Source organism: Bacillus sp. L_1B0_5 (assembly GCF_000836715.1).
GTDB lineage: Bacteria > Bacillota > Bacilli > Bacillales > Bacillaceae_G > Bacillus_A > Bacillus_A thuringiensis_S.
In genome coordinates this window covers 50,436-75,724 of sequence record NZ_JXIS01000045.1, presented here as the reverse complement: position 1 = coordinate 75,724, position 25,289 = coordinate 50,436, and the positions used below count along the sequence as shown (strand labels likewise).

Below are 25,289 nucleotides of genomic sequence, written 5' to 3'. Positions count from 1 at the left end.
TAATCATGGAATTAATGCGATGGGCGATTGAACTAGGAGAATCGGTGCATGGAAATACGTATGAAGAATTGATGCCACTACTAGACTATTATTATGATCGTGATCATTTAAAAGCGTATTGTATCGCAAATCTTCTTTTAAACATGGATGTATTAGATGAACATCGTGAAAGAATCGAATTAAGAAGATGCATCGCTGCTTATTATGCTGGATTATATAAAGTGGCAAGAAAACATGCAAATGAGTTAGTACTTAAACATCCGGATGTAGATTTATATAAAAATAATTTAAAATTAATGGAAGCTTATTTGAATAAAGAATATGATTATTGTCTTTTTATATGCCCAAAGACATACGGTAGTTTCATAGATGTTGCGCGAGCTTTAAAGTGGCGGTTGGAGCAGGAGGGAAATACAGTAATTATATCAGAAACAATACTGGAAAATGTAAAGAATACAGTTGTTTTTGGAGCACATACATACGCATATAACCCGAATCTTCTTCCGAAAGATGCAATTATTTATAATTTAGAACAGCTATACGAAGGAAGTCCATATGCGCACCCCCTTTATTTAATATTATTAAAAGATAGAGTGATTTGGGATTATAGTAAACAAAATATAGAATGGCTAAAACAAAAAGGGGTAGGAAAAGAAATAAAACATGTAAAAATGAACTATGCTCCAACTTTGGAAATAAAAAAAGATGCATTTGAAGATGACATTACTGAAGATATTGATATTCTGTTTATAGGTGCTCTTAATCCGAGGCGGCAAGCTATTTTTGATCATCTAAAAGCGATTGCCCCAAATTTAAATATAGTTTTTAAAAATAATGCGTGGGGAATTGTTAGAAATGAATTGATTGCTAGAGCTAAAATTATATTAAATATTCATTTTTACTTATCAGGAATTCTTGAAACACCTCGCGTGTCTTATGCAGTCGCAAATAAGAAATTTATTATTTCCGAAAATAGTAATCCAGAAGATGAGGTAGAGTGGCCGGGAATTGTATTTACTCCGTACGAAAAAATAATTGAAAACGTAATGAAATATATAGAATTACCAGAAGAACGGAAAAAATTAGCGGGAAAAGCATATAATCATTTTGAAGCAAATGAAAGTTTAGGTACATTGAGTCTGAGAGATGAAACGAAGTAATTGTGCGAAACTCATACGAAAGTATGAGTTCTTTTTTGTTTATCATACTATTTTATGAAACAAGTTAACTCTTTATATTGTGTTTTGTATAGAAATTTCTGATAATATATAAGTAGAACTTGAAAACAAAGGGGAGAAATAATCATGAAACTAGTCGTTATTAACGGTACACCAAGAAAATTTGGTAGAACTCGCGTGGTGGCAAAATATATTGCGGATCAATTTGAAGGAGAATTATATGATTTAGCAATTGAGGAGTTACCTTTATACAATGGAGAAGAGTCACAACGTGATTTAGAGGCAGTAAAAAAATTGAAAACGTTAGTGAAAGCTGCGGATGGGGTTGTATTATGTACACCAGAATATCATAATGCGATGAGCGGTGCGCTGAAAAACTCTTTAGATTACTTAAGTAGTAGTGAATTTATTCATAAACCAGTTGCGTTGTTAGCGGTTGCTGGTGGCGGTAAAGGTGGAATAAATGCATTAAACAGCATGCGAACGGTCGCTAGAGGTGTTTATGCAAATGCCATTCCAAAACAAGTTGTGCTTGATGGATTACATGTGCAAGATGGTGAACTTGGGGAAGATGCCAAACCATTAATTCATGATGTAGTTAAAGAATTAAAAGCATATATGAGCGTATATAAAGAGGTGAAAAAGCAACTAGGAGTGGAGTGATATGTCCTCACTTTATCATGATTCTCGCTTGTATTACATTCTAGGGGCCAATAGTCTATCTGCTATTGGTTCCGGAATTGTTATGATAACGATTCCGTGGCTGTTAATTAAAGAGAGTGGAGGAGAGACAACGTTTGGTTATGTTTCTATCATTGCAACCCTCATTATGTTTTTATTAACACCATTCATTGGGCAAAGTATTGATCGTTTTTCAAGAAAATCTTTATTGCTATGTAACGAAGGAATCGGAATTGCCGTAATTGGAATAATGGTTATATGGGGATTTGCGGGGCAACCTTATTATTCTATTCACTATATTCTTATTTATATAGCCGGATCATTCTATTATTTATTATTTTATCCTACAATATTTGCGTTCAACCAAGAGATATTTCAAGCGGAACATTATAAAAGTTTAAGTGGAACGATGGAAATACAAGGACAGTTAACACAAGTTATTTCTGGAGCGGCCGCGAGCTTCTTAATTGAAATTGTATCTTTGAAGTGGATTTTGTTAGTAGACATGTTAACTTTTGCTGGAGCATTTTTTCTTTTCTTATGTATACCGTACGTAAAGAAAAAAGAAGTGAAAAGAAAAATAACATTTAAGAAGCAATTGTTTGAAGGAATTCACTTTATGAAAAAACGTCCTAAGCTCTTTTGGTTCTTACTGGCCACTTATATGCCGTTTATAGGTGTTATGATGGCAAATTATTTAATACCAGTTTATATTTCGGATATACTTAAAGCCAATGCCTCTGTATACGCAATAGAGGGGATGATGTACGGTGTTGGAGCGGTTGTTGCAGGAATCTGTATTCCACTCATAATGAAATATGTAAAAACAGAAGTTTCAATCGTTATGACGATGTTCATTTATGTAATTTCAATTACCGTAATGATTATTGAACCTTCCGTAATTTTCTTATATGGACTTGCAATTTTTCATGCAGTTGGAAATGCGGGTACAAGAGTGGCGAGAAATGTATTGATGATGGAGGAAATTCCAAATGAAGTAATGGGACGTGTAGACAGCTTATTTCGCCTAATTGGTACTGGAATACGAATTTTATTATTAATGTTGTTTACAGCGGGTGTATCTAAAGTCGGAGTCATGCTGCCGTTTTACGTATTAAGTTGCATATTGATCTTCTCATTAGGAATCGCTATTTATTATGTACTATCACAACGTAAAGTAGCGGCGCATGTTTCTAATAAATCAATCGTTTGAAAAAACACTTCTGCCTCCCTTTCTTTTTCTATATAATAACAAGAAAGGGAGTGAATACTTATTTATGAACAAATGGATCTTTCTTATGATTTTATTATTACCGCCACTATACATCCTTTATATGACCTTTCGAATGAACAAAGTTACTCGTGAAAAGTTGAGCTATCACTCTCCGTACGTTCTTATACTGGGTGCAAAGTTATTTGGAGATAGACCGTCTTTATCTCTTCAAAATCGTTTGGATGTAGCGTTGGAGTATTTATTTTCCCATCCTGAAGCGAAAGTAATTGTTTCAGGTGGTCAAGGAGAAGATGAAGATATACCGGAAGCTCACAGCATGAGAAATTATTTAATGGTACACGGTATAGATGAGAGTCGTATTTTAATAGAAGATCAATCTACAAATACGTATGAAAACTTAAAATTTAGTATGGATTTATATAATGTGAAACATGCGGTAGTTGTAAGTAATACGTATCATTTATATCGAACAAAAATAATTGCAAAGCGTTTAGGCATGAAGATGGAGGCACTAGCTGCTGAAACGCCAATGCGTTCTAAGAGAAAAATGTATGTTCGCGAATATGCTGCTATTATGAAAACAATATTGTTCGACCGTTAGAGCTCAAATGCGAGCTCTTTTTTAATTTAAAAGCGTATCATTTGAAATGAATGCCATATTCCATCAAAATAAAGGAAACAACAGTAAAGGAGTTGTGTTTGTGATTCAATTTAATCATGTGTCAAAATCGTATGAAGATGGCACGAAAGCAGTGGATTCATTGCATTTAGAAATTAAAAAGGGAGAATTTTTCGTTCTCATCGGTCCGAGTGGTTGTGGGAAAACAACGACAATGAAGATGATTAATCGTTTAATCGAAACGACTGAAGGGTCGATTTTAATCGATGGAAAAGATATTCAACAATATAATATAAACGAATTACGTTGGGATATAGGATACGTGTTGCAACAGATTGCTTTATTTCCTCATATGACAATCGCTGAAAATATTGCAGTTGTTCCTGAAATGAGGCAATGGAGCAAAAAGGACATAAAAGCACGCGTCGATGACTTGTTACATATGGTTGGATTAGATCCGGATATATATCGAGATCGTATGCCTGATGAATTATCAGGAGGACAAAAACAACGTGTCGGTGTCGTGCGAGCATTAGCCGCAAACCCGAAAATCGTTCTTATGGATGAACCATTTAGTGCGCTAGATCCGTTAAGTAGGGAACAGCTTCAGAAGGATATTGTACAGTTGCAAAAAAAGATTCAAAAAACAATCGTGTTCGTAACACATGATATGCAAGAAGCATTATCACTTGGAGATCGCATTTGTATTATGAAAGAAGGAAAAGTTGTTCAACTTGATACACCAGAAGGAATTATACATAATCCGAAAAATGAATTTGTAGAGGAGTTCATTGGAAATCGTGGACGAACTTGGTATGAGGGGAAAAGTGTAGCAGATGTATTGCCGCTTGACGAAAGTGTGCAATTAGAAGGGCAGGCACTATCATTACATGCTTCTTTACAAGAAGCGTTAGTTCGTGTGCGTGATGAGGAGGTCGTTCTAGTTGAAGAAAATGGTCAATATATTGGAGCGTTAACAAGTCGTCATATTGTCAATTACATTGTTGAACAAATGAAGGAAAGAGGCTAAACAGTGACTAATTTTATACAAACGTTCCAAGAACGAAAAATAGAATTACTAACTGCATTAAGTGAGCATTTACAAATATCGCTTATTTCATTATTTTTTGCAGTAATTATAGCGGTGCCACTTGGCATTTTATTAACAAGAAAAGAACGAATGGCTGAATTTATAATAGGAACTTCTGCAGTAATGCAGACAGTGCCATCACTTGCATTACTTGGACTATTAATTCCGTTAGTAGGAATTGGAAAACTTCCAGCGATTATCGCATTAGTTGTGTATGCACTATTACCTATTTTACGTAATACATATACAGGAATAAGGGAATTAGATGAATCACTAATAGAAGCGGCGAGAGCTATGGGGATGAATAGTTGGAGAAGGTTGTGGAAGGTAGAACTTCCTCTTGCATTGCCTATCATTATGGCCGGTATTCGTACAGCGATGGTATTGATTGTTGGAACGGCTACATTAGCAGCTCTCATTGGTGCTGGTGGGCTAGGTAAGCTTATATTATTAGGTATAGATCGAAATGATCATGCACTTATCATTTTAGGGGCCGTACCAGCCGCGTTACTCGCTTTATTCTTTGATATAGTACTTCGCATACTTGAACGACCGAAACGCTCTTCTAAGCGTGTTATATTGACGATATGTATAGTTGTAGTAATGATTGCTTCTCCATTTCTTTGGAGTACAGAAAAGAAAGATATTGTTATTGCGGGCAAACTTGGATCAGAACCTGAAATTTTAATTCAAATGTATAAGCAGCTTATTGAACAAGATACCGATTTACACGTACAATTAAAACCAGGTCTTGGAAAAACAGCATTTGTATTTGAAGCGTTGAAATCAGGGGAAGTAGATATATACCCAGAATTTTCAGGAACAGCATTATCTACTTTCGTGAAAGAAGAACCAAAGAGCACAAATCGTGATGAAGTATATGATCAGGCTCGCGTTGGAATGGAAAAGAAATATAATATGGTTATGTTGAAGCCAATGGAGTATAACAATACATATGCACTAGCTATGCCGAAAAAAATAGCAGATCAAAATAATATAAATACAATTTCTGATTTGGGAAATATTGCACAAAATGCTAAAGTAGGATTTACATTAGAGTTTGCTGATCGTGAAGACGGTTATAAAGGAATGCAAAAATTATATAACTATAAGTTTTCAAATATTAAAACGATGGAGCCGAAGTTGCGTTATAGCGCAATTCAATCTGGAGATGTTAACGTAATCGATGCATATTCAACAGATAGTGAATTGGAGCAATACGGACTAAAAGTGCTAAAAGATGATAAAGGGTTATTCCCACCTTATCAAGGAGCACCATTATTAAGAAAAGAAACGTTAAAGAAATATCCTGAACTTGAAAAGGTATTAAATAAATTATCTGGAAAGATTACAGATGAAGAAATGCGAAAAATGAATTATGAAGTTAACGTAAATGGTAAAAATAGTGAAGAAGTCGCAAAACAATTTTTACAAAAAGAGAAATTACTTCGTTAAATTTACAAGAAATATACAAATTTATATGTTTGAAATGACCGTTCATTACAAAATGAGCGGTTTTTTTGTGCATACTTATACATTTTTTCAAAAAAGTATTCCATTTTTGCTCATTTTCTTTTAGAATAAGTAATGTTTTCCTGAAAAAATATAAGAGAAACGTCTATTAGAGAAAAAGGTGACTTTAATAGTTGAACGAACATAACACCTAGAATGACAGATGGGGTGGTACAAATAGAAAAGAAGTTAGGATTTTTTCCGTTAATCGCATTAGTAGTTGGAACAATGGTTGGTGGCGGTGTTTTTAGTTTACCGCATGATTTAGCAGTAGGAGCAAACAGTGGCGCAATAATAATTGGCTGGTGTATTACAGCGATGGGAATGATTCCACTTGCGCTCGTATATCAAACGTTAGCAAGACAAAAACCGGAACTTGAAGGTGGAATTTATAGTTATGCACGTGCTGGTTTCGGTGAATATATTGGATTTAATAGTGCTTGGGGATATTGGCTAGCAGGAATCTTAGGTAATGTCGCAACAATTATGTTACTGTTTAGTACATTAGGTTATTTCTTTCCAATTTTCAAAGGAGGAAATAATGTTGCGTCTATCGTTGGGGCATCACTTTTATTATGGACACTTCATTTTCTAATTTTATTTGGAATCCGTGAAGCTTCTATTATGAATGTTATTGCAACGATAGGGAAATTGGTTCCAATCGTATTATTTATTGTTGTAATGGTAACAGCCTTTCGCTGGGATACATTTACACATGATTTTTGGGGAGAAGGAACGCTCTCACTTTCCGCTATACTTGGTCAAGTGAAAAATACAATGCTTGTAACACTTTGGGTTTTCATTGGAGTTGAAGGAGCGGTTGTATTATCCGGAAGAGCGAAGAATAGCCGAGATGTTGGTAAGGCAACAGTAATGGGACTTATTTTAGTAATGTCCATTTATATTTTAATTTCTGTTCTGTCAATGGGAGCGATGACAAGAAGCGAACTTTCTGTGTTAGAAACTCCGTCAATGGGACATGTATTAGAGCATGTTGTTGGTCCATGGGGTGCAGTTGCGATTAACATCGGGTTAGTTGCTTCACTTGTCGGTACATTAATTGGCTGGTTTTTACTTGTTTCTGAAATTTCTCATGTAGCAGGAAAAGATGGCGTATTTCCTAAAGTTTTTACGAAAACAAATAAAAAGCAAACACCGCACATGGCATTATGGATTTCAAATGGTGTTGCCCAAATTATATTTATCATCGTTCTGTTTTCAGAATCAACATATCAAATTATGTATTTCATTGCATCAACATCAATTTTATTACCATATTTATTATCAGCGTTATTCCAATTTAAATTAGTCATTACAAACGAGCTAAAAGACGCTAAATTAAAAAACGGAGCGTTAGCTTTAATTGCTTCTATTTACTCTGTATGGCTTCTTTACGCAGCTGGTTTAAAGAATTTACTACTCGTTTCAATTGTGTATGGAATTGGAATTATTGTTTACACGTTTGCAAGAAAAGAACAAGGGAACCGTTGCTTTGCAGGTGCAGAGAAATATGTGATGTGGGCAATTATTATTGCGGCTATCACATCACTGTATATGTTATTAACTGGAAATATAAAAATGTAAAAAGTCCTTTTCATTTAAAGGGCTTTTTTCTTTGTTTAGAGAATATTTACTACATAAGATATTCAGGAGGGATGAGAATGGAAGAAAAAGAACAGTTGTCTAGAATAATTGATTTAGCTAGTGAGTTAAGGAAAGTATTAGTGCAAGAATCTTTTTTTAATCATCATCCTGAACTGAGAGGAGTCATTGAGAATTTAGCTAGTTCTGTTGAAAATTTGGCGGAATTGCAAAAAAGTAAAGATGAAAACGCTGAAGATCGATTACGTTACGTACTTGCTAAAATGAAAATTGCTCATAATGCAATTTTACAAGAGAAAAAAGCATTTCCTTCTCATTAATATACGTTTTAATTTTGAACCTGGCGGATAACGTCAGGTTTTTTATTTCTAGTTTTTCGTTTCTTTCATACACTAAGAATAGTATGAAAAAAGAAGGTGACTAAGGTGAAATTACATAAAGCTCTTCAGCCAAGTTTTATAAAACGAATGTACTATATGAGATTTTTAGGGAAATTTACAAAAGCTGAAAAAGAGAAGAGTGGAGAGAATTTCTTTGTACAATGCTTATCGCCAATACCATTCACTTTACAGGAACAATTTGCAAATGAACCATATGTATTTGAAGGGTTATGTAGCAATAAAAAGAATGAAAAAATCTTTTCGGAATTAAAGAAGAGAAAATTAGAAAAGCAATTAGTGATGTTTCGTCTTTATTATGAAAGAGGAAATGTATACGTGGAGTTAATATGTACAGAAGAACCGAAAGAAATAGCAAGTAGCTATAAAATGATTCCGGCACCTAAAGTTACAAATAATAAAAAAAGAGAGTCTTTAGAACGAAAACTTAGCAACGGTTATTTATCATTCCTAATGCCTAAATTTCCGAAGGACTTTGAGCCTCCTGAATTATTGTGGCACGATGGAAGACTGTATGGAAACATATCCTTAAAGTCATCAATTAGCTCAATCGCATATTTTGAACAGAATCGGGAATGTAAATATATAAACTGCAGTGATTGGACGAAGTATGTAGAAATAGCGGTAGAAGATCAATTGTATTTTGTAAGTGATCATGTGTATGAGCAATTAAAGAAACGAATGCATGAAGAAGGTAAGCTAGTTGAAGTAGAAGATATAAAAGTGCAAAAAGATGAATGGGAATGGGATGAGCGTGAATCGTCCTTTTTACAGTATGTACAAAGTATGGTGCGTAATAAAGGGCTATATTTGGATGAAACGGATATTTATAATTTCCATATAAGTGTAAAAACAAATATGTTAACAATTCTTGGTGGTATACCGGGCGTTGGGAAATCGCGTTTTGTGCAAACTTATGCAGAAGCATTAGGATTACAGTATGGAGAAGAATTGGTTTGGATTCCAATTTCGCCATCGTATCAAGAACCACATGATTTACTTGGTTACCTTCATCCAAATGGTACTTTTATTGAAAGTGAAACGAAGTTAGTTAGGACGTTAATGAAGGCGAAAGAAAATCCAAATCAACTGTATATAATCGTTTTTGATGAAATGAACATGTCTCATATTGAGCATTGGTTTACTCCGTTTCTATCTGTTCTTCAACTTGAAACAAAAAATCGTATTTTAAACTTGTATGAGGGTGTACAGGACATAGAGAATTCAATTCCGTCAACAATTGAAATTGGAGAAAATATTATATTTGTAGGTACTGTGAATTTTGATGAAACAACGAAAGAGCTCTCTGATCGATTATTAGACCGAACGAACCTAATAACGTTACAGAAAATTCCGTTTTGTGAGATGGGCATGGAACAGGGGAAAGTCGTATTACACCCACCTTTGAAAGTAACAGCAGGAGAATTTCGGATAAATTGGATGAGAAATAAAGCGATGATTGAAGTGTTTTCTGAAGAAGAATTAGAGCTATTAGATAAGTTGCATGTCGTATTGTCATCACATGATGCGTCTAAGGGAATTTCTTTCCGATGTGCAAATGCAATTGCGACTTATTTGCAAAACATACCGTTCCAAAATAACCATACCTATATGATCAGTAGAGAAGAGGGGTTTGATTTACAAATAAAGCAGCGTGTATTGACGAAAATTAGAGGGACCGAAATGATGGTTGGTTCTTTACTTTCTGAAGAAGCAAAAAGGGGAGCGATCTTAGTACCTCTTTTGCAATCTGCACTTGCAAACAGAGTATCTACATTTGAACACTCTTTAGCATATATACGAGAAAAACGTAGGGAACTGGAGCTGTATGGATATGCAAAATGAAGGGCGTTACGAAACAAAAATCGTTGATACGAATGAAACGCTCCCTTTTGTATTAAAGTTAATCATTGGAAATGAGGGGAAAGGAGATTATATTTTATTGAATCGTCTTTGTACATCTACTACAGCATTAGTTCAATGTATTTATAAAGTACAAGAATTAAAACCAATTAGATTGCAGTACAATTATGAAATTCCAATGAATATTACTTTTATATGGAATAAAGTATATGAGGGACAGAAAAATATAAAAGAGGCTCAATATGAAATAAATGAAAAAAAACAAAGAGTATTAATATATGAGCATGGGAAAACAGAATTCTTTTATCCATGGCGCTGTGGTTTATACCATTTTGAAGTGCGTATAGAAGATACAACGTATTATGGCGCTTTTCAAATCGTACCGAAAAACTTTTTTGATGATCAATTTGAAATGATTCAAGACTATGTGAAGTCAATTTTAAATGAGTTGATTTTGGATAGAGGTTATTATAAAAAGACTTTCTCTGCACTTAGCGATATTGAGGATTCTTCTTATTTAGTGTTGCTTAGAAAGTTACCCCAAAAAATGAAGATGATAAAGCAAATCTTTAAGAAAATAGAATCAAGCTCAAAATTTATAAATGCATATAAATGGGAAGGAAAAGAGAGAAAGCCAACAAGAAAAGGAACGATAGTGGCAGAAAGAAAACCTTATGCAAAACATTATAATCGTAAGTTTATGGAACAAAAAAATAGTAAGGAAAATGCATTTCTTAAATATAAAGCGATGCAATTTCATCATTATTTAATTGAAGCTAAAAGTTTTTTACGTCAAACAATTGAAATATTAGAAAGAGAGAAAAAGAAAAAATCAGAAGAGTTTCAAGCCGTAAAAACGATTATACAAACAATTGAGCGTAATGGATCAGTAACCGATAGAGAGAAGCAAAAATATAAAAATATACATTTACTAAAAGAAGCTGATTTACGAAAGAGCTCAATGAAAATACAAGAATATAAAATATTGGCGCATATTGTTCATGAAAATGTACAATACTTTCAAATATTAATGCACTCCTCGTTTTGGAGGGAAGTTACTGAAACGAGTAACATGAACTTACATGATTTACCGATACCACATCAACAATTACTACATCATTTAGAAGTACTCCCGCAATATACGGATCAATCTCCATCGTTATTATTTGTTAATAAGCCAACGTTTTTAGTGTATGAATATTACGCTTTTTTTATCGTTATTTCAATTTTAGAGCAAATTGGTTTTGAGGCTAGAAATTCCATTCGTGAACAAATACAAGAACATTTTTATGTAGATGGATTACAAGATGGAACGACAGTAGTTTTACAACGAGATGATATAAAGGTGCATGTCGCATTTAATGACTTAATTGAAACACATCCTCTTATTGCATTAAGTAAAGGGAGTAATTTTTACAATGGTGAGGATACGAAGAAGCCAGATATTCGCTTAGACTGTTATGTAAAAGAAGATGGGAAATACGTATATAAATCTTCTATTATTATTGAAGTGAAGTATAGTCCAATGTACAATATTTTTCAGCACGTTGGAAATACGAAAGCAACTGAGCAAATGTATAAGTATTGGTCTATAAAGTATGTAGAAGAACAGGATGGAAAGCGAGTCTATTATCGAAGGTCAATTTATGAAGTCATTTGTGTATATCCAGGAAGCCATATGCATAGTAAAAAAATTGAGTCTGGATGCGGTGTTTTCTTGCAGTTATATCCATATAAGACGAAACAAGGGGAAGAGAAATTAGCTGGAAAACATGGGATGGTACAAATTTTTGAAAAGTGGTTAAAAAGCATTGAGAAGTAAAAGAAATCCTTTTTCATAAAGGATTTTTTTAGATTAAGAAGAATTATATGCTGTATGGAAAGAAACATATTGTAATTTAGATTTAAAAAGTGATACAAATGTGTTATTAAAAGGAATGTGAGCGCGGGATAAAAGTCGATTAAATTGGAATCTAATTCATTTTGCAGAATATAATAAGTCATAAATATTTTTAGTTGCATACGAAGATTTGTTCTTATATGATAGATAGTGAAAGCGTTATCAAAAACAGAGCGACGATGGGAAAGGCGGTTAAATATGTTCCAGCGTGTTCAAACAAAGGAAGAACATTTTGGGTTCGAGCAACTATGGGGAGATTTTTGTGAAGAAAGAAACTTAATGTTCGTAGAACGTAATTTAAATCCATCACGATTTTTATTAATAGAAGATGAACATCCTATTGGTACAGTAGAATGTATTAAGTATACGGTACCTGAACAATCAAATTCTGAGTTTTTCTATCCGTTTTCTAAAAATGATTTAGTAAAAGATTTGAAGAATGTGTATGAAATAGGCAAGTTAAGTATTTCGAAAACGTCTCGTGGGAGAGGACATTTTAAAAGGCTAACAGCTATTTTATTTATACATGCGTTAGAAACAAAAGCTGAATGGTACATTGCAGCAGTAACAAAAAGAATGTATATGTATTTACTTACACTCGGTTTTCCAATTGAACCGATAGATAATCCATTTCAGTTTCATGATACTTTACAAGGTGTACCAGTAAGAATTCATGCTCGAAAAGGGGTTACGCATTTATATTCTTTAAAAGAATTTCGTGATGTGATTCAAGGGAATGCTCATGCACAGGCATTAATTGCAGAATACAGTAAAAATATTATGTTAACAAAATAAAACGAAGTGAATATGTATAATAAAGAGAATAATATTTTTATAGGATATAACTCTTCATTAAAAAAGACCCTTATTATTTTAATAAGGGTCTAAAAATTATAATCCAAATATACTAAAAATCATTTTGCGGCGCTTAGGTTTCTTTTCTCGTTCGTATGTTGGTTTTGAATCAGGAGTAATATAAATGGGTTCTTCTTTCGTTAGGGCAGCTTCTAACTTTTGAATTCGCTCTAACATTTCCTCCATTTCACGACGGTGTTGTAAAAGTTGGTACGTGACGACATCATTTGCCTTATCTTGCATTTGTTCTTCCATTCGATCGAGTCTTCTCGTAATAGTGTTTAATTGATCAGCTAATTGTTCAAAATCATTCGATGATATGTTTTGAACAATTGTATTGACTTGAGTTTTTAATTCTTCAACCTCATTTGAGGAAGTCTTTTGAGTAGGTTGAGAATTTTGAGACTGCTCTATTTGAAATAGATGGTGTTCTAACATTTGATCGACATCATCTTGTGTGAAAATAAAGTGACCATATTTATTTTTTTCTATCGTAAGATTTAATTGTTGCGCGATCCGGACAACAGCCTTTGGGCTAACACCTAATTTTTTTGCGATAAATGGTGTTTTATATTCCAAAATAATCCCTCCTATATATATCCTGTTGAATGATTTCGAGCTATGAAGTAAGTTCCCTTCTAGTGCGACAAAAGAAGTGTGGAATCGGCAAAGAAAGTGTTTTTTCACGAAATTGAGTTAAGAAGAATAGTTTGTTTAAATAAAAATGTTTTATCGTAACATTTAGAATAATTTGACTAGTGTAAATGAATTAGATTATCATAATGATAAATATCTTTTTTATGTATGCATATAATATATAAAAAGGTGGTTGCTAATGTAGAATTTTGTTAGAGTATTAGAATGCTTACTTCACTTGAATAAAATTAAGTAGGAGGTGGCTTCCTTGCTTACAATGTAAGTAAGGAAAAGTATTTGGACATATATAGTATAAGTATAGTGATTGTTTTAATTGCCTTAACGGCATTTTTCGTTGCAGCAGAATTTGCAATTGTTAAAGTGAGAAGTTCACGAATTGACTATTTAATTGCAGAAGGAAATAATCGTGCAACATCGGTCAAAACAGTCATTACAAACTTAGACGAATATTTATCTGCTTGTCAGCTAGGAATTACTGTTACAGCTTTAGGAATTGGGTGGTTTGGTAAACCTGCGTTAAAGCAAATGTTTGATACGCTTTTTGCAAATTGGAATATCTCTACTCAACTAGCAGACATTTTTGCTGTAACTTTAGTATTTTTGTTAATTACTTTTTTACATGTTGTAATAGGGGAATTGGCCCCAAAAACATTTGCAATTCAAAAATCTGAACAAGTGAGTTTGCTTGTTTCTAAGCCGTTAATTTTCTTTTATCGTATTGCATTCCCATTCATTTGGCTATTAAATGGTTCAGCTCGAATCATTACGAAGCTGCTAGGGCTGAAACCGCCGAAGGGGCATGATGAGGTTCATTCAGAAGAAGAATTACGGTTGTTAGTTTCAGAAAGTTATAAAAATGGTGAGATTAATCAATCTGAATATAAATATGTAAATAAAATTTTTGAATTTGATGATCGGATTGCAAAAGAAATAATGGTACCTCGAACTGAAATGAATATTATAAGTAAAGAAATGCCCGCTGAAGAAGCTTTGCAAAAAATGTCTCGCGAAAAATATACAAGGTATCCAGTTGTTGATGGCGACAAAGACCACGTAATAGGTTTTGTGAATTTTAAAGATATTTTTACTGAGTTTGTACAACATAAAGCTGTTAATAAGAATACAGTAGAGCAATATATGAGACCAATTATTTTAGTTATCGATTCTATTCCAATTCATGATTTGTTTTTAAAAATGCAAAAAGAAAGAACACATATTGCTATATTGATAGATGAATATGGTGGGACATCTGGACTTGTTACTGTTGAAGATATTTTGGAAGAAATTGTTGGAGATATTCAGGATGAGTTTGATACGGATGAGCAGCCAGAAATTCAACAAGTTAGTGAAACGAAGACGATACTAGAGGGAAAAGTACTTGTTAGTGAAGTGAATACGTTATTTGGTTTAGGGATTGATGATGATGGTGTTGATACAATCGGTGGTTGGATTTTAACGAAGAATATAGAGATTGCTGAAGAGGATTTCATTGAAATTGAAAATTATAAGTTTTGTGTGAAAGAATTAGATGGACATTATATAAAAAGATTAGAAGTTACAAAGATAGTAGAATCGATTGTTATTTTAGAAGATGAAAAACAAATTTCGTTACAAGAGCAAATTAGCTCGTAAACTCTGCTATATAGCAGAGTTTTTTTGAGCATAATGTTTTTTGAGGAATAGGGGCTATGATACAATGACATAAGTCAGACCTTTCACTAGGTGAAGTATTGTTGTATACATATATTTGGAAGGAGAAGAAGTATGAAAAAGCATTTATATATAAACGGAGATTGGAAATCTGTAAACACGTATAAACCATTATACGCACCATATTCTGAAGAAACATTAGCAGAAATTGCACAAGGAACGGAAGAAGATGTAAAAGAGGCTGTTACTGCTGCAAAAAATGCAATGACAAAAATGAATAAATTATCTGCATATGATCGAGCGACTATTTTAGAGAAGGTTGCACAAAAAATGGATGAAAGAAGAGAAGAATTTGCAGAGATTATTGCAAAAGAAGCTGCAAAACCAATACGTGCTGCAAGGGGAGAAGTAGATCGTACTGTTCAAACGTACAAATTTGCAGCTGAAGAAGCGAAGCGTATATATGGTGAGACATTGCCATTAGACGCCGCACCTGGTGCGGATGGGCGTATTGCATATACAATCCGAAAGCCGATTGGGGTTATAGGGGCTATTACCCCATTTAATTTCCCATTAAATTTAGTTGCGCATAAAGTTGGACCTGCAATTGCTGCCGGAAATACAGTTGTGTTAAAGCCAGCTGATCAAACGCCATTATCATCTTATGCATTAGTTGAGTTATTTGAAGAGGCAGGATTGCCAAATGGAGCTTTAAATATCATTTCTGGTCCTGGCTCCACGGTTGGTGAGGCAATCGTTAAAAATGATTATGTTGCTTCTATTACTTTTACCGGAAGTCCAAAAGTTGGAATCGGAATAAAACAAAAGGCTGGGTTAAAACGAGTTACGTTAGAACTAGGATCAAATGCTGCTGTTATTATTGATGAAGATGTAGAGTTAACAGATGAAATAGTTGAACGTGTAAAATGGGGAGCATTTGTTAATAATGGGCAAGTTTGTATTTCAGTACAACGTGTTTTTGTACATGAAACGAAAAAGCATGAATTTCATTCGAAGCTAAAGAAAGCGATGGAATCAGTTGTTGTTGGGGATCCACTGCTTGAAGAAACGGATGTATCAGCTTTAATTTCAAAAAAAGATGTAGAGCGAATTGATATGTGGGTTCAAGAAGCAATTGAGGAAGGAGCAACTGTTTTATGCGGTGGTAAGAAGCGGGATGCAAGAATCTTTGAACCGACTGTATTAACAAATGTTCCAGATCATGTATCAGTGCAGTGTCAAGAAGTATTCGGTCCACTCATGACAGTAAATACATTTAAAGAATTTGATGAAGCGATTGAGCAAGTAAATAATTCGCGTTACGGCTTACAGGCAGGAGTATTTACAAATAATTTATTTAAAGCAATGCGTGCAATCGATGAGTTAGAGGTTGGTGGTGTCATGATTAATGATATTCCAACGTTCAGAGTAGATCATATGCCTTATGGTGGTGTGAAAGAAAGTGGCACGGGGCGTGAAGGAATTAAATATGCAATAGAAGAAATGACAGAAATGAAATTAGTATGTATTAAAAAATAAAGCATATAGAACTTAAACATTGCACTAAAAAACGAGTAGGAAAATGTTTACGATTCCATACTCGTTTTTTTAGTGTTTTTTACGTTTCTAGTTACTATTTAATTAAGTGTACCTTTTACTTCATTTCTTGTTTAAAAATAGTATCTTCTACATAAATATGCTCTTTATCTACAGCGGTGCTATGAGATAGTACTAAACCAATTGGTGTTTCTGTTCCTTTATTTTGTACAATTGTAAAGGGAACATTTTTTTCATTTGCTAATTTAATGTATTTTGATAAATGTGAGTAAGCAATGCCACCATTTAGGAATATTTGTAATGATTGAGAAGGGCGCATACTACTTGCCACTTCAGAATATACATTACTTTGCATTACTTGACCGATTGTTAAAGCGATTTCTACACGCTCACGTAATGTAGTTAAATACATATTACGTTCTTCTGGTTTGCTTTGCTTTTGGCCGTAAATGCCTTCTTGGAGATAATCTTCCACATTTTTATTTACCATATTTTTCACACCTTTCATTTTCTATTGTACGCAAGAATTAAAAATGATGCAAAAAAAGTCATTTTGACTACGGAAATAATGAAAATATGTGAAGGAAAAAGGGTATGTGAATACAATTAGTTAAATAAGAAAGAAAAAATTAATTTTATCAACAGAAATTAACAAAATGTGACAAAAATCTATTAACGAATCGTATTTTTTGTGTTAATATTCAAAATATAAAGGGTATTCGTCGTATGGAAATGGAGGGAATGGAGGTTTTTCCAATCGATAAGGATATTAAAGAAATATTTTGTTCACACTTGAAAAACAATAGGCACCAATTCGTAGAGAACTGGAAAAACAAAATGATAATTTCCGAAAAAGATCCATTTAAACTAGAAGTAGTTCAAAATGGAGAGGATTTACTAGAGTTAATTATCGAACTTACTATGGAAGATAAAGATATAACTTATCTTCAACCGTTATGCGAGAAAATTGCTATTGAACGTGCTGGAGCAGATGCGAATATTGGAGATTTTGTCTATAACGCAAACGTGGGAAGAAATGAACTTTTCGAAGCGATGTGTGAATTAGATGTTAGTGCTCGTGAATTGAAACCAATTATGGCAAAAATACATACTTGTTTTGACAAATTAATTTATTATACCGTTTTAAAATACTCGGAAATTATATCGAAGAATTTAGAGGAAAAACAGCAATATATTAACGAAACACATAAAGAAAGGCTGACGATTTTAGGGCAAATGTCAGCTAGTTTTGTACATGAATTTCGTAATCCGCTTACTTCCATTATGGGATTTGTCAAATTATTAAAGGCAGATCATCCGAGTTTATCGTATTTAGATATTATTTCGCATGAATTAGATCAATTAAATTTTCGTATTTCGCAATTTTTACTCGTATCGAAAAAAGAAATGTGGAATGAATCGGAACGGTTTTGGCTTAATGACTTGTTTCAAGACATTATACAATTCTTATATCCGAGTTTGGTCAATGCGAATGTTTCGATTGAAAAGAATTTACCGTATCCAATTCCGCTTGTTGGCTATCGAAGTGAAGTGAGACAAGTATTTTTAAACATATTAATGAATTCAATTGATGCTCTTGAATCAATGAAAGAAGAACGGAAAATTATCATTGATGTATTTGAAGAAGATCAAGCTATTCGAATTGTGATAAAAAATAATGGGCCAATGATTCCAGCTGAAAATGTAGAAACGATTTTTGAACCATTTGTAACTACTAAAAAGTTAGGAACAGGTATTGGATTATTTGTATGTAAACAAATTGTGGAAAAACATAATGGGTCCATTATGTGTCGATCAGATAACGATTGGACAGAATTTCAAATTGCATTTCAAAAATAAACAGTCTACACCAAATGAATGGTGTAGACTGTTTTAATTTGTAAGTATAACTGCTTCTAATTTAGGATCTTTATTTGAATAACCTGCTATTGAAATTGTATAAATAACATTTGGTTCAACATTGAATTTCGGTATAGTCAATAAAACGTTTTTATTATCTGCGAGTGAAATTTCAATATCTGCTGTACCGGGGCTAACTTGCAAAAAATCTGTTATTTGTTTAAAGAGTACATTTTCAAATAAATGATCCCCATCTTTTAAATCTACATTTACAACAGGGGTATCTGGAGAGAAATGTGCAAAGCGTATTTTGGCTTGACCAGCTGGTAAATGTGTATTATCAAGTATAGGTTGTAATTGTAGGTGATTATCACTGTTTATTGCAGCAAGAGTATAAGTATGATTTCCCATTATTGGTACCAATGCTGAAAAGATTGGAGTTTCATTTCCGACGGGTACAATATCTATACGGTATTTACCTTGTACTAATGATAAATAAGGGCTGAATTGCTTAAATGAAATATTTTTAATAATCTTTTGTCCGTTTACTAAAATGTCAACCGCCGGTATATTTGGATCGGCATGAAAAATTCTTATATGTGACGGTAAAGCAGCTTCTTGTGAATCCCTTGTTTCATACGCCTGTACAAGTTTCGATAGTGCATCGCAATATTTCATATATAATTCTATATATTTTTTAGGATTACGAAACTGATAGTAACGTGCGAGCTGTTCGTATTGCGTAACTTCTTGTCCATATTTTTCGATTTCAGGTTGAGACATGAACATTCCTCCTTTGTCATCATTAAAACTATATGCGAAGCAAGAAAGCGGTTATGCGAAAAAAATAATTTTATAAAGGGAAAATTAAAAATTGACAACAAATATGTCGTCATAAAGAGGTGCTGGTACTTACGAGTATTTCGTAGATTAAAGCAGTACATATGACTGCACGAAAGTAAAAACATATAAATGCCAAATTGACAGTGCATTTCAATTAACATATTGAATACATGTCCAACAATCGCTAGAAAACTAGAGTTTTTTTAAATTATAGGCAAATACACATACAAAGTGATAATTGTCCTACATAAATTATAAAGGAAAGGTAGTTTGAATCTGAGGAAAGGGGTGCCACTTCGGGATAGGGATATCCCGATAGTAATTGTGAATGAAGTTATGAAAAGGTTTTGTCTTATAGGCTGTAGGATGAATTTGTAAACTTGATTTTTCTATTTATTTAAGCAATTGACAGTATTAACCCATAAGAGAGCGTCATGACGAACTGATTAGTGTGGTTAATCGGTTCTTTTTTTATAGTTTAAAAATGAAAAGTTTACATATTAAATATGAATCTGAATTGATTAGTAAGGCAGGGTGTCGAAATTTGTTTTAAAATATGCAATTTAAAGTAGGATAATAGGAAGGAGTTTAACCGGAGTTCCGTCGAAGTGTACAGAATGTCGGCATATAAGGGCAGCTGGCATTATGCTATAAAACCATTTGGTGATGTAGTCATTTCATATAAAAGGGAGGGTTATTTGGGCGTATAGAAAAGGGTTGGTCTTCGTTTTGAGTTCTGAATTTTCTGTTTTATAAATATTTTTAAGCACTCATTTGTATATTTTATAATAGTTTTTTGATAAATTCACTGCTTTTGCAGAGGATTCTTTTTTATGAAAGAAACGTCAATTTTCTTCATATATATATACAAATTGGAGAAATGGGGGAGCGCTATGCGCGATTACTTAATTAAACCACTTGTTGGTCAGCCGTATCCAATGATTTCACATGGAAAAGGTGTTTATTTGTATGATCAAAATGGCAATAAATATTTTGATGGTTCGTCAGGAGCAATTACGGCAGGTATTGGGCATGGCGTAAAGGAGATTGCAGACGTTATTAAAAAGCAAGCTGAGGAGATTGCTTTTGTTTATAGATCACAGTTTACGAGTGAACCAGCTGAAAAATTAGCGAAGAAGTTAAGTGATTTAAGTGTAGGAGATTTGAACTGGAGTTTCTTTGTAAATAGTGGTACGGAAGCAAATGAAACAGCTATGAAAATTGCAATTCAGCATTTTCAAGAGCGAGGCATTCAAGGGAAACACAAAATATTATCAAGATGGATGAGTTATCACGGCATTACGATGGGTGCGTTATCGATGTCTGGTCACCCACTACGTAGACAACGTTTCGTATCTATTTTGGAAGATTATCCGACTATACCAGCTCCATATTGTTTCAGATGCCCTGTTCAAAAGGTATATCCAACTTGTCAGCTGGCATGTGCGACTGAACTAGAAAGATCAATTGAAAGAATTGGTGCAGAGCATATTGCTGCTTTTATTGCTGAGCCGATTATCGGAGCAGCTGGAGGCGCGGTTGTTCCGCCGAAAGACTATTATAAAGTCATTAAAGATATTTGCGACCATTACGATATTTTATTTATTGCGGATGAAGTAATGACTGGGCTTGGTCGTACTGGAGCATGGTTTGCGATGGAGCATTGGGGTGTAGAACCGGATATTATGACACTTGGTAAAGGGTTAGGAGCGGGATATACACCGATGGCAGCGACAGTTGTAAGTGATCGTGTTATGGAGCCAATATTACGTGGGTCACGTTCAGTAATGAGCGGTCATACGTTAAGTGCAAATCCATTGTCTGCAGCAACGGCTTTAGCTGTTATTGAATATATGGAGAAACATAATCTCCCTGAAAAAACAGCAGAAAAGGGAGAGTATTTAATAAAAGGCTTACAGAAAGTTCAGCAACAATCGACAATCATTGCTGATGTGCGCGGAAAAGGGTTGCTAATCGGAGTAGAATTGCAACCGTTTACAAAAGCGTCGGAGCTTATTTCAGTTGCAGCTAAAAATGGCCTGCTTTTATATCAAGCAGTTTCAGGGCAAGCAGGAAAAGAAGATAGTGCACTGCTTGTAGCACCGCCAATGACAACTACATATTCCGAGTTAGATGAATTACTTTCAATTTTCTCTAAAAGTGTGGAAGAGATGATGCAAAAAGGAGGGCATAGTATCGCATGACAACTATTACAAATACATTCGGTAAATTAAAAGAAATTGAGGAAGTAATTTCTTTGTTCCATGATGATATGACATTAATGTTTGGGGGATTTGGAGGGATTGGATCCCCTCCATCTTTAATACAGGCAATTTTAGAAAAAGGCGTTACAAATTTAAATTTGATTGGAAATGACACTGGATTTCCTGATGTAGGTATCGGTCGTCTTGTTACAAATGAAAGAGTTAAATCACTAATTACTTCTCACATTGGATCCAACCCAAATGCAGGAAGGCAACTAAACGAGGGAAGATTACAAATTGAGTTTTCTCCGCAGGGAACATTAGCGGAACGCATTCGCGCAGGTGGTGTTGGTCTTGGTGGTATTTTAGTTGATGTTGGTGTTGATACGATTGTGGAAGAGGGAAAACGAACAGTTGAAATGAACGGTAAGACATATTTAGTTGAAACAGCATTAACTGCTGAAGTTTCAATTGTATATGCGAAAAAGGCAGATCCGTTTGGTAACCTTGTATTTGACAAAAGTGCACGAAATATGAATCCTCACGTAGCAATGGCTGGGGATATAACAATTGTAGAAGCAGAAGAAATAGTCCCGCTAGGAAGTTTAGATCCAGAGGAAATTGTCGTTCCAGGTGTTTTCGTAAATTATATTGTACCGTCGGAAGGAGTGAACTGGAAATGGGTATGGGCGTAGAAGTGAGGGATAAGATTGCTAGGCGTGCGGCGAAAGAAATACAAAATGGTATGATTGTAAATTTAGGTATTGGCATACCATCGCTTGTACCAAATCATTTGCCTGACGATATAAATGTTATGTTTCATGCGGAAAATGGAATCGTCGGCATGGGACCAACGCCAAGTAAAGGGAATGAAGACGAAAACTTGTGTAATGCAGCAGGTTTACCAACTTCTCTTATAACAGGAGCGAGTTATTTCGATAGTTGCACAGCGTTTGGGATGATTCGAAAAGGTTTGCTAGATATAACGATTCTTGGTTCATTACAAGTAAGTGAAAATGGTGATTTAGCAAACTGGATTGTACCTGGAAAACGTGTTCCAGGTATTGGTGGAGCAATGGATTTAGCACAAAAAGCGAAGCGGGTCGTTGTTGTGATGAATCATGTTGATAAGTACGGAAATGCAAAAATTGTTTCAGAGTGTACATTGCCATTAACTTCAAAGAAATGTGTAGATTTAATTATTACTGATATGGCGGTCATGGAGGTAACTCCGAGTGGACTTATATTACAAGAATTAATGAGCCCATACACAGTAGAAGATATAAAACGACATACAGAAGCGGATTTTCAAATTAGTTCTAACTTACTAGTAATTGAATGAAGGGAGATGTAATATATGGAGCAATTAAAAAAGCAAGTTTGTGATTATATTGAGAGACATGAAGAAGAAAGTGTGAAATTTTTAAAACGATTAATTCAAGAAAAGAGCGTATCTGGTGATGAAAGCGGTGCGCAGGCGATTGTGATTGAAAAATTACGTGAATTAGGTTTGGACCTCGATATATGGGAGCCTTCTTTTTCTAAAATGAAAGATCATCCTTATTTTGTATCACCCCGTACAAGTTTTTCAGATAGCCCAAATATTGTAGCAACTTTAAAAGGAAGTGGAGACGGGAAATCTATGATATTAAATGGGCATATTGATGTAGTTCCAGAAGGGGATGTCAATCAGTGGGAACATCATCCTTATAGCGGTGAGAAAATAGGAAATCGTATATATGGCCGTGGAACGACGGATATGAAAGGCGGAAATGTCGCACTCATGCTTGCGATGGAAGCGATTATTGAATCTAGCATTGCATTAAAAGGAGACATCTATTTTCAAAGTGTAATAGAAGAGGAAAGTGGCGGAGCAGGGACATTAGCAACTATATTACGAGGATATAAGGCAGATGGTGTCATTATTCCAGAGCCTACTAATATGAAGTTTTTCCCGAAACAACAAGGTTCCATGTGGTTTCGTTTACGTGTAAAAGGGAAAGCTGCACACGGTGGAACGCGTTATGAAGGGGTTAGTGCAATTGAAAAAAGTATGTTTGTTATAGAACATGTAAGAAAGCTAGAGGAGAAAAGAAATAGTCGAATTACAGATCCGTTATTTAAAGGGATTCCGATTCCAATTCCAATTAACATTGGGAAAATTGAAGGAGGGAGTTGGCCAAGTTCTGTTCCAGATGAATTAATTTTAGAAGGAAGATGCGGTGTTGCGCCGAATGAGACTATAGAGGCGGCAAAAGAAGAGTTTGAGAATTGGATTGTTGAATTAAATGATGTGGACAATTGGTTTGTTGAAAATCCAGTAGAAGTAGAGTGGTTTGGAGCGAGATGGGTTCCTGGTGAATTAGAAGAGAATCATGAACTCATTACGACACTTCATCACAACTTTGTTGAAATCGAAGGGAACGAACCAATTATTGAAGCATCTCCGTGGGGGACTGATGGAGGTTTATTTACACAAATTGCAAACGTACCAACAATAGTATTTGGTCCAGGAGAGACGAAAGTAGCACACTATCCAAACGAATATATAGAAGTTGATAAAATGATAGCTGCCGCAAAAATTATTGCATGTACATTACTAGATTGGTGTGAGGTGAAAAAATGAAATACTATGAATCTTTTAGAGAACAGACGAATTGTTATACAGTAGAAGGCGTTTTAGATTATTTTAATAAGCGTATTCGGGTAGATCACTATACAGGAAATGTTGAAAGTATTATACAGACAATTGACGAACTAGCAGAGAAGCATTCTTTCACTAAATGTATTATTAAAGGAAAGGGAGAGCATGTTTCAACATGGCTCTCTTTCGGTTTTTTGTTGGAAGCAACGATACCTCATTATTTTCAAGGACACGATGCATACTTTTTTGTGAAATATAATAATGATGAAAGACGAAATAGTATGCATTGGACTGAGGAAGATACTATATTAAGCGGTGTAAAAGGAAAAGAAATAAAAGAAAAAGTAGTTCCAGAGAAATTTTTGCTGAGAAAAGCGAATGAAGAAGATGCAGAAGAATTAGCAACTGTATTCGGAAAAGTATTTGAAGTGTATCCGACACCTTTAAATGAAGCGAGTTATGTATTACAGACGATGAAAGAAGACGATACAATTTACTACGTATATGAATTTGAGGGGAAAATTATTAGTACAGCATCTGCAGAAATGAATATAAAAGAAGGGAATGCAGAATTAACGAATTGTGCTACTTTACCTGAATATCGTAAACATGGATTTATGAAAAGTTTACTAATTAAATTAGAGGAAGAGCTTCGAGAAAGATCTATTTTCTGCTCCTATACAATTGCTCGATCGCTTTCTTTCGGAATGAATGCTGCCTTTCATCAATTAGGCTATACGTATACAGGAAGACTGGCGAATAATTGCTACATTTTCGATAAGTTGGAAGATATGAATATATGGGTGAAAGATCTATCTAGCTATTCTAAAGCAGTAAAACTTCCGCCTCAAAATTCGGCTGTAAAGCAAAACAGTTAGGTGGAGCTGGGTGTTCGAAAAGCTATACTAATTAGAGTTTCGAGTTATCTAATGAAAATATAAA

General features: G+C 34.2%; 22 protein-coding genes. 19 read left to right on the top strand and 3 right to left on the bottom strand.

Annotated elements, in window-relative coordinates; genetic code table 11:
• The first annotated feature begins 5 nt into the window (after window positions 1-5).
• From RT27_RS14915 to RT27_RS14865, 11 genes are all read left to right on the top strand, one after another.
• Entirely contained in the window at window positions 6-1,160 is a 1,155-nt protein-coding gene (locus RT27_RS14915) for a hypothetical protein (protein WP_000422334.1), read from the top strand.
• Window positions 1,161-1,304: 144 nt separating this feature from the next.
• Window positions 1,305-1,841 (top strand): NADPH-dependent FMN reductase, encoded by a 537-nt coding sequence (locus tag RT27_RS14910; RefSeq protein ID WP_000780355.1) that lies wholly within the window; start codon window positions 1,305-1,307, stop codon window positions 1,839-1,841.
• Window position 1,842: 1 nt separating this feature from the next.
• On the top strand, window positions 1,843-3,072 hold the full coding sequence (locus RT27_RS14905; protein ID WP_043936539.1) for an MFS transporter: 1,230 nt from the start codon (window positions 1,843-1,845) through the stop codon (window positions 3,070-3,072).
• A 64-nt stretch (window positions 3,073-3,136) separates the two neighbouring features.
• Complete coding sequence (locus RT27_RS14900; protein WP_043936538.1) at window positions 3,137-3,694, top strand: YdcF family protein; 558 nt, start codon at window positions 3,137-3,139, stop codon at window positions 3,692-3,694.
• A gap of 100 nt (window positions 3,695-3,794) precedes the next feature.
• Entirely contained in the window at window positions 3,795-4,742 is a 948-nt protein-coding gene (locus RT27_RS14895) for an ABC transporter ATP-binding protein (RefSeq protein ID WP_043936537.1), read from the top strand.
• Window positions 4,743-4,745: 3 nt separating this feature from the next.
• Window positions 4,746-6,257, top strand: coding sequence for an ABC transporter permease/substrate-binding protein (locus RT27_RS14890; protein ID WP_043936536.1), 1,512 nt, complete (start codon window positions 4,746-4,748; stop codon window positions 6,255-6,257).
• Between the two features lie 213 nt (window positions 6,258-6,470).
• A complete protein-coding gene (locus RT27_RS14885) occupies window positions 6,471-7,898 on the top strand; it encodes a basic amino acid/polyamine antiporter (protein ID WP_016081760.1) in 1,428 nt (475 codons plus the stop codon).
• 77 nt (window positions 7,899-7,975) lie between these two features.
• Window positions 7,976-8,236 (top strand): hypothetical protein, encoded by a 261-nt coding sequence (locus RT27_RS14880; RefSeq protein ID WP_000391447.1) that lies wholly within the window; start codon window positions 7,976-7,978, stop codon window positions 8,234-8,236.
• A 105-nt stretch (window positions 8,237-8,341) separates the two neighbouring features.
• The gene (locus RT27_RS14875; RefSeq protein ID WP_016081759.1) at window positions 8,342-10,159 is read left to right on the top strand and encodes an AAA family ATPase; all 1,818 of its coding nucleotides are present in this window, start codon (window positions 8,342-8,344) and stop codon (window positions 10,157-10,159) included.
• The gene (locus RT27_RS14870; protein WP_029442230.1) at window positions 10,149-11,999 is read left to right on the top strand and encodes a hypothetical protein; all 1,851 of its coding nucleotides are present in this window, start codon (window positions 10,149-10,151) and stop codon (window positions 11,997-11,999) included. The genes RT27_RS14875 and RT27_RS14870 overlap by 11 nt, the downstream gene beginning before the upstream one ends.
• 276 nt (window positions 12,000-12,275) lie before the next feature.
• Entirely contained in the window at window positions 12,276-12,872 is a 597-nt protein-coding gene (locus tag RT27_RS14865) for a hypothetical protein (protein WP_000487795.1), read from the top strand.
• Between the two features lie 96 nt (window positions 12,873-12,968).
• Here RT27_RS14865 and racA read toward each other — a convergent pair whose 3' ends face one another.
• Window positions 12,969-13,511 (bottom strand): chromosome-anchoring protein RacA, encoded by a 543-nt coding sequence (racA, locus tag RT27_RS14860; protein WP_043936535.1) that lies wholly within the window; start codon window positions 13,509-13,511, stop codon window positions 12,969-12,971.
• A 354-nt stretch (window positions 13,512-13,865) separates the two neighbouring features.
• Here racA and RT27_RS14855 point away from each other — a divergent pair, with 354 nt between their 5' ends.
• Window positions 13,866-15,221 (top strand): hemolysin family protein, encoded by a 1,356-nt coding sequence (locus RT27_RS14855; RefSeq protein WP_016081756.1) that lies wholly within the window; start codon window positions 13,866-13,868, stop codon window positions 15,219-15,221.
• A gap of 132 nt (window positions 15,222-15,353) precedes the next feature.
• Complete coding sequence (locus RT27_RS14850) at window positions 15,354-16,778, top strand: aldehyde dehydrogenase family protein (protein WP_043936534.1); 1,425 nt, start codon at window positions 15,354-15,356, stop codon at window positions 16,776-16,778.
• A 115-nt stretch (window positions 16,779-16,893) separates the two neighbouring features.
• Here RT27_RS14850 and RT27_RS14845 read toward each other — a convergent pair whose 3' ends face one another.
• Window positions 16,894-17,286: a YueI family protein gene (locus RT27_RS14845; RefSeq protein WP_043936533.1), complete on the bottom strand. Its 393-nt coding sequence runs from the start codon at window positions 17,284-17,286 to the stop codon at window positions 16,894-16,896.
• A gap of 236 nt (window positions 17,287-17,522) precedes the next feature.
• Between RT27_RS14845 and RT27_RS14840 the strand changes: the two genes are divergently transcribed.
• Window positions 17,523-18,656 carry a BA2291 family sporulation histidine kinase gene (locus RT27_RS14840; RefSeq protein WP_080117203.1) on the top strand — a complete coding sequence of 378 codons (1,134 nt, stop codon included), beginning with the start codon at window positions 17,523-17,525 and terminating at the stop codon, window positions 18,654-18,656.
• A 33-nt stretch (window positions 18,657-18,689) separates the two neighbouring features.
• Here RT27_RS14840 and RT27_RS14835 read toward each other — a convergent pair whose 3' ends face one another.
• On the bottom strand, window positions 18,690-19,439 hold the full coding sequence (locus RT27_RS14835; protein WP_016081752.1) for a DUF4397 domain-containing protein: 750 nt from the start codon (window positions 19,437-19,439) through the stop codon (window positions 18,690-18,692).
• Window positions 19,440-20,392: 953 nt separating this feature from the next.
• Here RT27_RS14835 and RT27_RS14830 point away from each other — a divergent pair.
• The 5 genes from RT27_RS14830 to ablB are packed head-to-tail and all read left to right on the top strand — an operon-like array spanning window position 20,393 to window position 25,225.
• Entirely contained in the window at window positions 20,393-21,703 is a 1,311-nt protein-coding gene (locus RT27_RS14830; protein WP_001205877.1) for an aspartate aminotransferase family protein, read from the top strand.
• Window positions 21,700-22,398: an acetate CoA-transferase subunit alpha gene (gene atoD, locus RT27_RS14825; protein ID WP_016081751.1), complete on the top strand. Its 699-nt coding sequence runs from the start codon at window positions 21,700-21,702 to the stop codon at window positions 22,396-22,398. Before RT27_RS14830 ends, atoD begins: the two co-directional genes overlap by 4 nt.
• The gene (locus RT27_RS14820; RefSeq protein WP_000525277.1) at window positions 22,383-23,045 is read left to right on the top strand and encodes a CoA transferase subunit B; all 663 of its coding nucleotides are present in this window, start codon (window positions 22,383-22,385) and stop codon (window positions 23,043-23,045) included. Before atoD ends, RT27_RS14820 begins: the two co-directional genes overlap by 16 nt.
• Window positions 23,046-23,060: 15 nt before the next feature.
• Window positions 23,061-24,329, top strand: a complete 1,269-nt coding sequence (locus tag RT27_RS14815) for a peptidase (RefSeq protein WP_016081750.1) — start codon at window positions 23,061-23,063, stop codon at window positions 24,327-24,329.
• Window positions 24,326-25,225, top strand: a complete 900-nt coding sequence (ablB, locus tag RT27_RS14810; protein WP_043936532.1) for a putative beta-lysine N-acetyltransferase — start codon at window positions 24,326-24,328, stop codon at window positions 25,223-25,225. Before RT27_RS14815 ends, ablB begins: the two co-directional genes overlap by 4 nt.
• Window positions 25,226-25,289: the final 64 nt, after the last annotated feature.